Raw genomic sequence first — 13,547 nt, 5'->3', positions numbered from 1 at the left:
TTGAAGAGTCTCTAAAACAATTGATATCGTCTGACTATTTTTTAAAACGGTTATTTGCCTATTTCCATTTCCCTAACATAGTAAAATAAATACTGTTGGGCAAATCCTGCCTTTTCTCCAAATAAATCCATTCCATACTTTCTCATCTTAGGAAGACTCATGTCTTCTGCATCATAAAATTCTTGCATCACTCTTTTTACCCACACATCTACTGGAAAAGAATCATACTTTCTCATTCCAAATAGAGCTATACAATCAGATACCTTTGCTCCAACTCCCTGAAATTTCATCAATTCCTTATGGCAAGTAGCCGAATCCATATCTAAAAAATCTTGTATATCTAGTTCATTCTCCAGTATATCTTTTGTTGTATTAAATATATACTTATCTCTAAATCCAGTCTTACACTCTCTCAAGTCTTCTATAGATGCCTTTGAAAGCTGTTCTGGAGTTGGAAATGAATAATAAGTTTTTCCTTTATACTCTCCAATTTCTTGTCCATATCTTTCCGAGATATTGTTTATGGCTCTTTGTATCATAGGTATTCTGTTATTTGACGATATTATAAAAGAAATTAGCATTTCCCAACCATCCTGCTGAAGTATTCTTATTCCCCATCCAAAATCAACTGCATCACTAAGATTTTTATCATGTGCTGCTAATTCTTTCTTAATAGAAGAATAATCTCTAGCTAAATCAAAATATTCATACCAAATATCCTCGAAGTCTTTCAAATTAGTATTATCTAATACTATTTCCTGACCATTTTTACTTACATTTAAAATTTTTCCTTTTACCACACCTGTATATGAACCATCATTTTCCTTTGTCCACCTGAAACATTGTCCACAATCGAATATATGAACTGGATTAAAATCATCCACCTCTTTTAATACTATCTGATTTTCTCTTTCTTCTATAATCATATCTTCCTCCTCATATGCTTTTACTGTTAGTAAAGATATATCCATTTTATTGGACCTATAAACAATTTGACACTTACTGCATTTATTCTTGTCAAATAATGTTTTTACTGCACATTTTTTCTTTATTGAACTCATTCTATAGTTAAACAGAAAATAAAGAAGCTTTACCTGAATCCGTAACAGCTATATAATATGTACGCTCATATAAACTATACAACCATACAATCTATACAACCATACAATCTATACAACCATACAGTCTATACAACCATACAGTCTATACAACCATACAGTCTATACAACCATACAGTCTATACAACCATACAATCTACACAATCATACAATCTATAAAACCATACAATCTATAAAACCATACAATCTACACAATCATACAATCTATATCTATAATAAAGCTATTAATTTTATATGAATAATTAACATTCAGAAAAATTAAAATACACTTAATTATTTTTATATTAACAGTTTTAGTATACCATAAAACAGCTACACTTGTACTATAGAGCTCTTCACAAATAAACTATTTATTTGTTTTTTGACATAAAAATAAGGAATTAACTAGACTGCTTAAATCTAATTAATTCCTTATATGAATTTATTCTAAGGGCATGTTAGAAGAATTATTTTTTAGAGGCGTAAAAACAAGTTGAATTACTCTTCCCAACTTGAAAGTTTGTTAAATTCTCCTGCCCATTCGAAACCTTTTTTAGCCATAATAACAGCTATTATTTCATTTATAACTGCGGCTGCAGCTATTGTACCCTGTATAATTTGAGCACTTTCAGGAGCTGAAGCACTTAATGCTGTTACAGCAATTCCTGTAAATATCAGTGAAACACCTGAATGTGGTAAAAGGGTAAATCCAAGATATTTTTGAACTGTTTCTGGAGACTTTGTCATCCTTGCTCCAAAGTTGGCTCCAAAATACTTTCCCAAAGCTCTTGAAACTATATACACCAATGTAAATATTCCTGCTCCAAATATCAAGTGGAAGTCTAATGGTGCACCCAGATTTAATATTACTGCTATCATACAGAAGCTCAATATCGGATTAAAGTCATTTAATATTTCATTTAACTTTTCTTCTGGCACAATATTAGAAAATGCGGCTGAAAAAGCCATTCCCATCAACATAAAATTAAGTATAGGCTTTGGCATCACCATAGTATTAAATAAATAACCTATATATGATGTCAACAATATTGAAACTATCATCAATGTAATTGTTGTCTTCTTTGATTTACTCTTCTTAAGTAAAAATCCTGTTGGAATACCAACCATCGCTCCTATAAGTAATGGTAATAACACTATTACAGCTATCATCCAAATATGGAATGATTGTCCTGACATATTAGTTGATACTACCGCCATAACACTGAAAAATATTATTACTCCTACTATATCATCAAGAGCAGCCATAGGTATAAGTGTTCTTGTTACAGGACCATCTGTTCTAAATTCTTTTACTATAGAAAGTGCTGGTGCTGGTGCTGTTGCAAGTGCTATACCACCAAATATAAATGCTAGGTATATTGGTAGACCAGTAACTGCAAATACAATAGAGAATACTATTGTTACTAGTAAAAACGTTCCTATAGATTGAGTTAGAGTAGTAATAATTATAGATTTGCCTGACTTCTTAATTCTATTCCATACCAACTCTGTACCTATCATCAGTCCAACAACACATTCAAATACACTCATTGTTGTCTTATACCACTCTGCTTCCAATATTGCATTATTCATAGTTCCTAAAGCATGAGGCCCTAATATCATTCCTGCAATCAACCATCCTAAAATTTCTGGTAACTTTAGCTTTGAAACTAATTTTCCCATTAAAAATGCTAATCCCATAGAAATCAATATCTTAAATATCATTACCAACATAACTAACTCCTTTTCTCTGCAATGCCATACAGCATATAATTCAACATAGAGGATAACTTATCCTCATGCTCTACAATAATATCCGAAATATCCATATCATTGTATGTAGGACTACTAAAGTAGCCATTGAACGCATTTTGCATCAACTTGAAATATTCTTTCGCCTCTATTTTACTTACACCTTCACGTAAAGTAATTGATAATAATATTTTGTCATATACATCTTCATTAAAACTATCAAATCCTTTTTTAAGAGATTGAATTTCTTCTCTCAACTCATGTGGAGGCTTAATTACGGCTTCAAAGAATATACTAGCTTTTTCTTTATTTTCATTGAAAAACTTTAATCTAACCTTTGTATATTTTTCAAAATCATTGTTTATCTCTTGGTTTTTCAAATAATTTGTTATATCGTTAAATATAGTTTCTACGCAAGCCAAATACAATTCGTCTTTATCTTTATAATTATGATATAGCAAGCCTTTCGAAATGCCATCACTGCAAATATTATTTATTTTTGCAGCAAAGTATCCTTTTTCTCCAAATTCTTTTATTGCTGAATTTAATATCTTTTCTTTTGTAATTTTTGTTTTTAACTCTTTTTTCAATTATACCTCCTTTATAGACCACATGGTCTATAATACTATAATACCTCTAATCGGTCAATAGATTTTTTTTATAAATAAAAAGGCAACTATACAATCGCATAGCTGCCTTTTTTTATTATTTATTTTTCTATTAATTCTTTAAAATCTTCACTATTTAAAACATCTTCTACCTTAACATTTACCTCAACAACTTTTAGCCCTGTCATACTTCCAACTTGTTCTTCTATTGATGATTTTAACTTTTCATATATATCTTTCGCATTTTTTCCGAATTCAAGTATTAGTCTAAGATCTACTGCTACTTCTGTTTCTCCGACTTCTACATTAATCCCTGCACTTCCACTTCTTCCAAAAAAAGCACCGCCACTCCCTTTGGCTGTGGTAATACCATCAATATCCTTAATAGACATCAAAACTATTTTAGATATTACCTGCTCGTCAAAAGTCAATTTACTGTTATGTTGACCTTCAACACTTCCTTCTGTCAAACTTTTCTTTTCCTTATTTTCCATGATATATACCTCCTTAAAAAAAGTTGTAATTATCTAAATTTCCTTGCAATAGAATCGAATAATGATAAAAGTCTTGGATTTTGATCTAACAACTGCCCTATAATATTTGCAGCTAATACCACCACAAATATCATCAGTGTTTTTAGAAAACCTATCCATAAAATTAATAATGCTAAAATTATTCCAACTATAGTACCCTTAAAAGTATTTGGTCTTTTTCTGTATAGATTTGATATAATTTTTTCATCAAATATTCTTTCATTACAAGCATATTCTTTCTCTTTATTATTACTTTCATCTTCACTACTATAGGCGTTTGATTCATAAGAACTATTACTCGCATCACTGTCATAGAAGCTCTGCTGTTTACCATTGCTTCTTGAACCTTTATCAAATCTTTCTTGATCACTAGCTTCAAACCTTACACTTGCAGATTCGCTGGGAGCCTCATAGTCCCTATTATTAGAGGTGTCGCTATTTTCATAGATGATTTTTGTTTTTACTACAGGTTTTTCTTTTCTCTTTATTTCACCTATTGAAGATGCCTCTTCTTCTATATCATCTACATCAGCAATATGGTAGTTTTCATCCATCACTCGCGTCACCTCCTAATTAACCCTTTTATTTTTTTTAGATATTTTATTGTCATCTACTTTATTTTTATGATTCATATTATTTGAATCTATCTTTTTTTCTTTAACTTCAACATCATAAAACTTGATATTTACCTTATCTACCTTCTGTGCCAGAAAATCTTCTAATGAATTGTGTATCCTTACCTGTATTGTATTACATAAATCATCTATTCCCATGTTTACTATCTTCTTTTGACTCTTGATAGAATTTTCATGAGTATTATTATTTAATACATTTGAATCCATACTGCTCGTCTTGAGCTCTTCTGAAGAATTATCCTCTGATAGAATCACGCTCTTAGCATCTTTTATTTCAGTTGGAAGTTCTTCACTCTCTTTTTTATCAAGCTTGGAAGCTTCTATATCAACTGCAAGGTCCAACTTTTCTTTAGTTATATCTTCATTCGAACCTGATTTTTCATTTTTTTGTACGGATTGGTCTTTTTCATTTGAACTTATAGAAATTTTTTTGACATCTAAGTTTTCCATATCTATTGATTCTTTTATAGATGTTTCTGTCTTGGAGTTCTTTATTTCATTATTTTCCAAAGCTTTTTCATCTGATTTTACTTTATCTTCTAGTTTCTCTTTTTTATTCTTCTTTGCAGATACCATAGATTTTTTATCAACATCATGATATCCCTTGGCTTTACAAACAGCTTCGTCTAGCCCACACTTAACGCTAACTTTTACCTTGGAATTTTCTTTATCTTTATTTTTTATTTTTACTTTAACTGTGTACTCTATTACTTCTTCAAATTCCTTAAGTGTATTTATCACTGTTTTTTCTATAACCGTATCTGAAATGCTTACTTTTCCACCTTCTTCAAACAGTACAAGATATCTTTCGTCGATTTTCTTAAATATTGTAACTATTATTTTTATAGATAAAACTATCAAAACAATAGCGCCTACAATTGTAAATCCTAGCCGAACTCTATCGTCCAACAAATATTGCTGTAATTTTGTTTCTACAAACCAGCTAATATTGTTAATAGATAACAAAAACGGCACCACTATCACTATTATCATCAAGTAATATATTATATTAACTAATTTCTTAAATCGAGACATACAAATCCCCCCATCGAAAACAATATACCACTTATAGTTTATCATATTCACCGTATTAATACTATAAATAATCAGTCAAATTTTAAACAAATAGACAAATTTCAAACTTTTCTATCATTTAATCAATTTATAAAAAAGACCAACAGGTTAATGTTGGTCTTTTCATCTTTTATATTAACTTTTATTAACTTAAATACCTTTAATAAAAATACTAATAAATTTGCTATAATAAATCTATTAATGTCTTTAAATGCTTGTTATTGTTTTATTATTTATAATTCTATCTTATAAATTTTATCATCGCATTTGTTTTTATTATTTAAACTCTCTACTTCCCGGCTTTATAACATCAATTTTACCTTCTTTACACAAAGGGCAGTCTTGTGGGTCATATACCTGTATATCTAGATCAATTGCACTATATATTGGCATACCTATATCGTCTTTTGTTCTATTGGCTATACATGCTACTCCAACTACTTCTCCACCCATTGCTTCTAAGACTCTCTTTGTCTCCTTAGTTGACTTACCTGTAGTTACAACATCTTCCGCTATTATTATTTTATCTCCTGGTTTGACTTCAAAGCCTCTTCTTAACTGCATTTCATTATCTTTTCTTTCAGTAAATATTGCCTCTTTCCCAAGTTGTCTACCTAATTCATAAGATACCACTACTCCGCCCATAGCAGGCCCTACCACCAAGTCTATGTCCAAATCTTTTATCTTATCCACAACTACACTCAATACTTTTTCTGCCTGATTTGGAAATCTTAGAACTTTTGCACACTGTATATATCTATTTGAATGCATTCCTGAAGACAATAGAAAATGTCCTTCCAATAAAGCATCACATTCCTTTAATATTTCCACTACATTTATATTATTCATATTAATATCCTCCGTTTTTATTTTTGATTATACTAAAGCTATATTATTCCACGTATTTCATCTAATGTTTTAATTTTATTTTCATCCATGTACTTATTTAAGTCTGATATTATTTTTTCACCTATTTTAGGATCTGTGAAGTTTGCAGTTCCTATCTGTACACAAGTTGCACCTGCCATTATAAACTCTATAACATCTCTTGCATTCATAATGCCTCCCATACCCACCACGGGTATCTTTACAGCCTTACACACTTCATATACCATTCTAAGTGCTATAGGCTTGATTGCAGGGCCTGAAAGTCCAGCTGTAATATTATCAAACACTGGTTTTTTATTTTCTATATCTATGGCCATTGCCTTAAAGGTATTGACAAGAGATATTCCATCTGCCCCTTCTTCTTCACATACTTTTGCCATTTCAACTATATCCTCTGCATTCGGTGATAATTTCACTATTAGAGGCTTTTTTGTAACAGCTCTAACTGATCTAACAACGTCTCTGGCAACTTCTGATTTTATTCCAAAAGCCATACCGCCATGTTTAACATTTGGACATGATATATTTAACTCTATGACATCAAAGTCCTTGTCATCAAGTAACTTTGCACCCCTTACATAGTCATCTTCACAAGATCCTCCAAGATTTACTATTCTACAAAGATCAAGCTTTGAAAAACTTGGAAGCTCTTGATCAATAAATCCCTGAACTCCAGGATTTTCTAAGCCAACGCTATTCATCATTCCAGAAGCCGTTTCGTGTACTCTTAAACCATCATTTCCTGCCTTTGAAATATATGTCAATCCCTTTGAACTAATTCCACCCAAAGTATTTATATCATAAATTTCTCCATACTCTTTTCCAAATCCAAAGGTTCCTGATGCCATTATAATAGGATTTTTCAGCTCAATTCCACAAAGTTTCGTTCTTAAATCCGCCATTATAATATCACATCCTCTCCCCAAAATACTGGACCATCTTTACAAGTTTTCTTATTACCCGAGTTTGTCTTACAAGTACACACTAGACAAGCTCCTACTCCACATGCCATACGATTCTCCAAAGATACTTGAACTTTTGTATCAGTATCCTTAGTCATTTCCACTATCTTTTTCATCATAGGTGTTGGCCCACAAGTCAATATATAGTCATAATCTTTTGGATTGATTATATCTGTGACAAACTTATCTCCTGTTGTAGTATGGACACTTTTGCATACTTTTTCAAAGTCTTCAATCATTATTTCTTCTTCTCTAAATCCTAAGTAGCAATCACAGTCTTCTATATTTTGAGCTACCATATAAAGAGGTGCTATTCCAACGCCTCCACCTACTAGGGCAACTCTTCCTTTTACTTTTTCATAGCCATTTCCATATGGTCCTTCCAAATTTATATCATCATTTTTATCTAATTTTGACAGAATTTTAGTACCTTCTCCAACTACTTTGTAAAGAAAGCTTATTCCCTCTTTTTCTATATTGTATATACTGATAGGTCTAGATAGTAAAGGATAGTTATCCCATGCTCTTAGCATAAAAAATTGTCCCATTTTAGCTTCAAAATCACCTGCAATTTTGATATAATACATATCTTCACCTAGGTATTTATTTTCTATTACTTTATAATCCATTTTGCACCACCTTATAATCCCAATAATTTCATTATCAAAGCCATTCTTACATACATTCCATACTGAGCCTGTTCAAAGTACTTTGCTCTAGGATCTTTATCTACTTCTACAGATATTTCATTGACCCTTGGAAGTGGATGAAGTACCAACATATCTTCTCTTGCTAGAGACATTTTTTCAGTATCAAGTCTATATATATCTTTTAGTCTTTCGTATTCATCAGGATCGTCAAATCTCTCCTTCTGAACTCTAGTCATATATAGTATGTCTAGATCAACAATTGCATCTTCTAGGCATGTTGTTTCTGAATATTTTGTATCTTTTATCTCTTCTTTTACAAAGTCTGGCATCTTTAGTTCTTCTGGTGATATAAATACAAATTCAATATTTTGATATCTTGACATTGCCTTTGCCAATGAATGTACAGTTCTTCCGTACTTCAAGTCACCACACATACCTATTTTTAGATTATCTAAAGAACCCCTATTAGCCTTTATTGTAAGTAAGTCTGTGAGAGTCTGTGTTGGATGTTGATTGTTTCCGTCGCCTGCATTTATAAATGGTTTTCTACAAATTGCTGATGCATGATTTGCTACTCCTGATAATGGATGTCTCATTGCGATTATGTCTACATACTGAGATACCGTTGTAATAGTATCCTCTAGGGATTCTCCCTTAGATGTTGAAGAAGCTGTTGGATCAGAAAATCCTATAATTCTTCCTCCGAGTCTGTTCATAGCTGACTCAAAACTCAGTCTAGTTCTTGTAGACGGTTCATAGAACAATGTTGCAAGTAGTTTCCCCTCGCATACATTGATATATCTTTCTGGATTAGATTTTATTTGCATGCCCAATTTTAAAATTGAACTGATTTCTTCTACAGTAAAGTCATCTGGCTTTACTAGATGTCTGTCTTTTAACATATTTCCTCCTTTTTGGCCTCACAGGACCCAATTAAAGTGTAAATAAATCTTAAATATATAAATGTCTTTCCTAAAGAGATTATCACCTTTGAGACTTTATGTCAATAGCTAATAAAAAAAGGACACAGCTTATATATAAGCTGTGTCCTTTACTTTTTACCTATTTAAATCTATCTTATTTAAATCTTTATTTAAGTCTGTTTTACCTGAAGGGCAAGAATGGCAAGAGCTGCAATCCGAACCACAGTTACAACCACCATTTTTTCTAACTCTTCGAACTGCAAATGCTACAACTCCTATGACCACAACAAGTACTGCAATAGTTGGTCCATTCATCACTTCATCCCCTTTCAACTCACTAAATATACTTTATTACTTATTATATATGTACCCAATATCTTTTTCAATTAAAACTATACTTAACTTTCTGTAACGGCTCTTTCAGCCTTCACGTCGTTGACCCTTGGTTTTCTAAACATCATATAAAGCATTGCCGCTAATACAGCTAGTGCTACATATGTCCATCCTGTTACTGGGTTTTTTAGTACCAATACGCTACCAAACTGATATACCATAAGTGCTATTGCATATGCGAACCCTAATTGATAAATAACTGCAAACCAAGTCCACTTTGCGTCCTTCATTTCTCCTCTTATGGCACCTATAGCTGCAAAGCAAGGTACGCATAACTGGTTAAATAACATAAAGCTCAAAGCAGATACTGATGTAAATACTGTTGCTGCATAGCTAATCATACCAGGATCATCACCCGCTACTTCACCAAGTCCTGCTACTACACCGAAAGTAGATACTACTACTTCTTTGGCTACTAGACCACATATAGTTGCTACTGTTGCTGCCCAATGTCCAAATCCTAAAGGTGCAAATATTGGTGCTAAAGTTCTACCTATAGCTTCTAGTATTGAATGACTCTCTCCTGAGAATTCAACAAACTCAAAGCTAGTAGAAATATTTTGTAAGAACCATATAACTACTGTTGCCAATAGAATTATTGTACCAGCCTTAATAATAAATGCCTTTATTCTGTCCCAAGTAGTTTTTAATACATTTACTACTGTTGGCATATGATATTCTGGAAGTTCCATTACAAATGGTGCTGGCTCTCCTGCAAATCTCTTTGTTTTCTTTAACATCATGCCTGACACTACTACTGCTAATATTCCTGCGAAATAACAAACTGGAGCGAACCACCATCCTTTTGCACCTGCAAATATTGAAGCTGCAAATAGGGCTATTATTTCAGTTTTTGCACCACATGGCATAAATGAAGCCACCATTATGGTCATCTTTCTATCATTTTCATTTTCTATTGTCCTAGTTGCCATGATTCCTGGAACTGAACAACCTGTTCCTATAAGAATAGGTATGAAAGATCTTCCTGATAGACCAAACTTACGGAAAACTCTGTCAAGAATGAAAGCTATTCTCGACATATAACCAACATCTTCTAAAATAGCTAGGAATAAGTACAGTGTTGCTATAATAGGAACAAATCCTAATACTCCACCAACACCACCAATAATACCATCAACTATTAAGCTAGTTAGCCAAGGTGCAACGTGAGCACCAACCAAGAAGTTTTCTACATTTCCACCTATAATTTCGCCAAAGAACACATCATTTACCCAGTCGGTAACGCCTCCACCAACTACACTTACAGATATGTAATATATTACGAATATTATGGCTGCAAATACAGGAAGAGCAAGCCATCTATTAGTCACTATTCTATCTATCTTATCACTCGCTGTCAGTCCAACCCTACCTTTTTTAACCGAACTTTTTACTATTTTTGAAATATAGTCATATCGGACATCGGTTATAATACCTTCTCCGTCATCATCAAAATATTCTTCTGCTTTTTCTATAATATTTTTAATTTTATTTTTATCTGCAATGGATAAGTCTAAATTTTTTGTTGCTTTTTCATCTTCTTCAAAAAGTTTTACTGCATACCATCTTTTATACTGTGCCTCACAAGCGTGCTCAATACAATTTTCTATATCACTTATTACTCTTTCAACATCAGGATCAAAAGAAGTAATATGTTTATGCTCTTTAAATGCAACTTTCTTTGCTAAATCTATTACGCCATCTATATTCTTGTTTTTAAGAGCAGAAATTTCTATTACTGGGTAACCCAGTTTTTTGCTCAAGATATTAGTATCTATTTTATCTCCATTTTTTTCAACCAAATCCATCATGTTTAGAGCCAATATCATCGGTATTCCTATTTCAGATAATTGAGTTGTCAAATATAAGTTTCTCTCTATGTTAGATGCGTCTATAACATTAACTATTACATCTGGTTTTTCATTGATTAGATATTCTCTACTGACAACTTCCTCCAATGTATAAGGAGACAATGAATATATTCCCGGTAAATCCGTAATATTTACATCTTTATCCTTTTTATATACTCCACCTTTTTTCTCTACTGTAACTCCTGGCCAGTTACCAACGTACTGATTAGATCCTGTCAGTGCGTTAAATAGTGTAGATTTCCCTGAGTTGGGATTTCCAACCAACGCAATTGTAATACTCATCTTATTCCCCTTTCAAAGTTCAAATTATTAATAGTATAAGTTCAAAATTTAAGTTTAATTAAATAATCAAAAAATAATATTGCGACTCATTATCAATGAGCTTGTAAAAATATGACATCTATAAATTTTCCCCATATTATAAATTATCTATTTTACGATTTCTTCTATTTCTACGCAAGAAGAATCTTCTTTCCTAAGGCTCAGTTCGTAGCCCCTCACTGCTATCTGAACAGGATCCCCTAAAGGTGCAACTTTTCTTACATATAGCTCTGCTCTTTTAGTTATCCCCATATCCATGATTCGTCTTCTTAAAGGTCCCTCACCGTGTATTTTTTTGACCAAGTAGTATTTACCAACTTCGGCATCTTTCAATGTTTTCATCATAAGCTCCCCCATTCATAATTTATTACATGTGTTTTATTACTTGAAAATGATAGTAATTATCATCAAGTGTTTAAAAGACTTCTTTACAAAAATTTACTACACCCCATTACTATTCTGAAGGTGTAATCATTATTCTAGTAGCTAACTCCTTACCGATACCAACCCGACTTCCTTTAATGTTGACTATAATATTGCCAGCATTCTCTGATACTGCCATCAGCTCAGAATCTTCTACAAATCCCATATTTGCAAGCTGTGTTTTTTGCTCGCCTTTTAATCTAACTTTATTTATTCTCATTGGAACACCTATTGGTGCTAGTGACAAATTCATAAGACTCCTCCTTTGGAATCCAAATATTTCTTTGGTTCTTAAATGTTATTGATATATCTAGATTATAGAATAATTTTTGGTAATTGTCAACGAATTATGATATCATTTTTCCTTTGACTTTAATTATTAATATCCAATTAGTTATCATTTGATAATAGCTATTCATAAAACTTAAAATTGATTTGTTGTGAGCTTTTGTTTTAAATATATAATTAAGTTTTCTAAGAATAAATCATATTTTTTTTAATTTTATACTTTATTTGTATTTTAGAATATAACATAAAAAAAAGAAATATAATTTAAAATTATATTTCTTTTTTTTCTAAAATTGTTGAATTTCAGTTAGAAAATTAGCTCTTAACCCTTAAATTCATTTATTTTTTCTAGAATGTCAATATACTTCCAACTATATCTCCACCTATATTTATAAGATTTTCTTTAGTTAGACTAAAATCAACTTTTAATATGCTGTCTTTTAACACAATATTATCAATGCTCACATTAGATGATTTTAGATTCACATATATTTTATTTTTATCTGTACTTACAATATTACTTTTACCTTCCATCATTTTTTCTAATTTTTTCATAAATACAGAATCTGCAACTTTTATTTTACCAAGCTTCACATCGTGAACTGTTAAAACTAAATTTCCATCCTGCTCTTCTGCCTTCATTTTGACGTCTACCTGAGTATCCCAAAGACCCACTTTTCTAGGATATTTCATTATTACATCATCTTGATCTAAATTAACTGAAGACTCTTGGAGTTTTTGATTATTGCTATTCACTAAAGTATTTTTTAATATTTTTTTAAACAAATCATCATTAATTTCCATACTTGCATTTAATTTTCCATCTTTTACCCTTACAGTTTTTAATATCTCCTTATTGATTTTAGCCACATCTAGGCTTTCATCTATATTTGATATTCTGTCTTCATTTACAATAGGGCTAGAAGGCTTCAGAGCGTACCCAATAGCTATCAAAGCCAATACCACTACTATTATTATTCCTATTATAATCTTGTAAAATTTCCTCATATAATTCCTCCTATTCTGTTTATTATATTCAATCTAATTCTTTATAAATACCTTCTTTCACCTACACTGAATTTTCCAATTAAATCTCTAGTATTCTTACTTCTATTATATACTTTAATAA

The 13,547-nt window shown here is 31.5% G+C and carries 15 protein-coding genes; all 15 read right to left on the bottom strand.

Features of this window, described 5'->3' with window-relative positions; genetic code table 11:
• Positions 1 to 50: 50 nt before the first annotated feature.
• Positions 51 to 926 (bottom strand): DNA-3-methyladenine glycosylase family protein, encoded by an 876-nt coding sequence (locus RR561_RS00245; RefSeq protein WP_332505397.1) that lies wholly within the window; start codon positions 924 to 926, stop codon positions 51 to 53.
• A gap of 669 nt (positions 927 to 1,595) precedes the next feature.
• Complete coding sequence (locus RR561_RS00240) at positions 1,596 to 2,831, bottom strand: cation:proton antiporter (protein WP_332505395.1); 1,236 nt, start codon at positions 2,829 to 2,831, stop codon at positions 1,596 to 1,598.
• Between the two features lie 2 nt (positions 2,832 to 2,833).
• The gene (locus RR561_RS00235; RefSeq protein WP_332505394.1) at positions 2,834 to 3,439 is read right to left on the bottom strand and encodes a TetR/AcrR family transcriptional regulator; all 606 of its coding nucleotides are present in this window, start codon (positions 3,437 to 3,439) and stop codon (positions 2,834 to 2,836) included.
• A 119-nt stretch (positions 3,440 to 3,558) separates the two neighbouring features.
• Positions 3,559 to 3,951: an Asp23/Gls24 family envelope stress response protein gene (locus tag RR561_RS00230; RefSeq protein WP_332505392.1), complete on the bottom strand. Its 393-nt coding sequence runs from the start codon at positions 3,949 to 3,951 to the stop codon at positions 3,559 to 3,561.
• A gap of 29 nt (positions 3,952 to 3,980) precedes the next feature.
• On the bottom strand, positions 3,981 to 4,544 hold the full coding sequence (locus RR561_RS00225; protein ID WP_332505390.1) for a DUF2273 domain-containing protein: 564 nt from the start codon (positions 4,542 to 4,544) through the stop codon (positions 3,981 to 3,983).
• A gap of 15 nt (positions 4,545 to 4,559) precedes the next feature.
• Positions 4,560 to 5,660 carry an alkaline shock response membrane anchor protein AmaP gene (gene amaP, locus RR561_RS00220; protein WP_332505388.1) on the bottom strand — a complete coding sequence of 367 codons (1,101 nt, stop codon included), beginning with the start codon at positions 5,658 to 5,660 and terminating at the stop codon, positions 4,560 to 4,562.
• A gap of 315 nt (positions 5,661 to 5,975) precedes the next feature.
• Positions 5,976 to 6,548 (bottom strand): orotate phosphoribosyltransferase, encoded by a 573-nt coding sequence (pyrE, locus tag RR561_RS00215; RefSeq protein WP_332505386.1) that lies wholly within the window; start codon positions 6,546 to 6,548, stop codon positions 5,976 to 5,978.
• 38 nt (positions 6,549 to 6,586) lie between these two features.
• Positions 6,587 to 7,489, bottom strand: a complete 903-nt coding sequence (locus RR561_RS00210) for a dihydroorotate dehydrogenase (protein WP_332505384.1) — start codon at positions 7,487 to 7,489, stop codon at positions 6,587 to 6,589.
• Positions 7,489 to 8,178 (bottom strand): dihydroorotate dehydrogenase electron transfer subunit, encoded by a 690-nt coding sequence (locus RR561_RS00205; protein ID WP_332505382.1) that lies wholly within the window; start codon positions 8,176 to 8,178, stop codon positions 7,489 to 7,491. The genes RR561_RS00210 and RR561_RS00205 overlap by 1 nt, the downstream gene beginning before the upstream one ends.
• A gap of 11 nt (positions 8,179 to 8,189) precedes the next feature.
• Positions 8,190 to 9,101: an aspartate carbamoyltransferase gene (gene pyrB / locus RR561_RS00200; protein WP_332505380.1), complete on the bottom strand. Its 912-nt coding sequence runs from the start codon at positions 9,099 to 9,101 to the stop codon at positions 8,190 to 8,192.
• Positions 9,102 to 9,257: 156 nt separating this feature from the next.
• A complete protein-coding gene (locus tag RR561_RS00195) occupies positions 9,258 to 9,437 on the bottom strand; it encodes a FeoB-associated Cys-rich membrane protein (protein ID WP_332505378.1) in 180 nt (59 codons plus the stop codon).
• Between the two features lie 83 nt (positions 9,438 to 9,520).
• A complete protein-coding gene (feoB, locus tag RR561_RS00190) occupies positions 9,521 to 11,668 on the bottom strand; it encodes a ferrous iron transport protein B (RefSeq protein ID WP_332505377.1) in 2,148 nt (715 codons plus the stop codon).
• Positions 11,669 to 11,815: 147 nt separating this feature from the next.
• The gene (locus tag RR561_RS00185; RefSeq protein ID WP_334309576.1) at positions 11,816 to 12,049 is read right to left on the bottom strand and encodes a FeoA family protein; all 234 of its coding nucleotides are present in this window, start codon (positions 12,047 to 12,049) and stop codon (positions 11,816 to 11,818) included.
• A gap of 112 nt (positions 12,050 to 12,161) precedes the next feature.
• Positions 12,162 to 12,383, bottom strand: coding sequence for a FeoA family protein (locus tag RR561_RS00180; RefSeq protein WP_332505373.1), 222 nt, complete (start codon positions 12,381 to 12,383; stop codon positions 12,162 to 12,164).
• A gap of 383 nt (positions 12,384 to 12,766) precedes the next feature.
• Positions 12,767 to 13,426: a hypothetical protein gene (locus RR561_RS00175; protein WP_332505372.1), complete on the bottom strand. Its 660-nt coding sequence runs from the start codon at positions 13,424 to 13,426 to the stop codon at positions 12,767 to 12,769.
• Between the last annotated feature and the right edge of the window lie 121 nt (positions 13,427 to 13,547).

The organism is Peptostreptococcus sp. (assembly GCF_036639115.1).
Classification (GTDB): Bacteria; Bacillota; Clostridia; order Peptostreptococcales; family Peptostreptococcaceae; genus Peptostreptococcus.
This window is presented reverse-complemented; position numbering and strand designations above follow the sequence as displayed.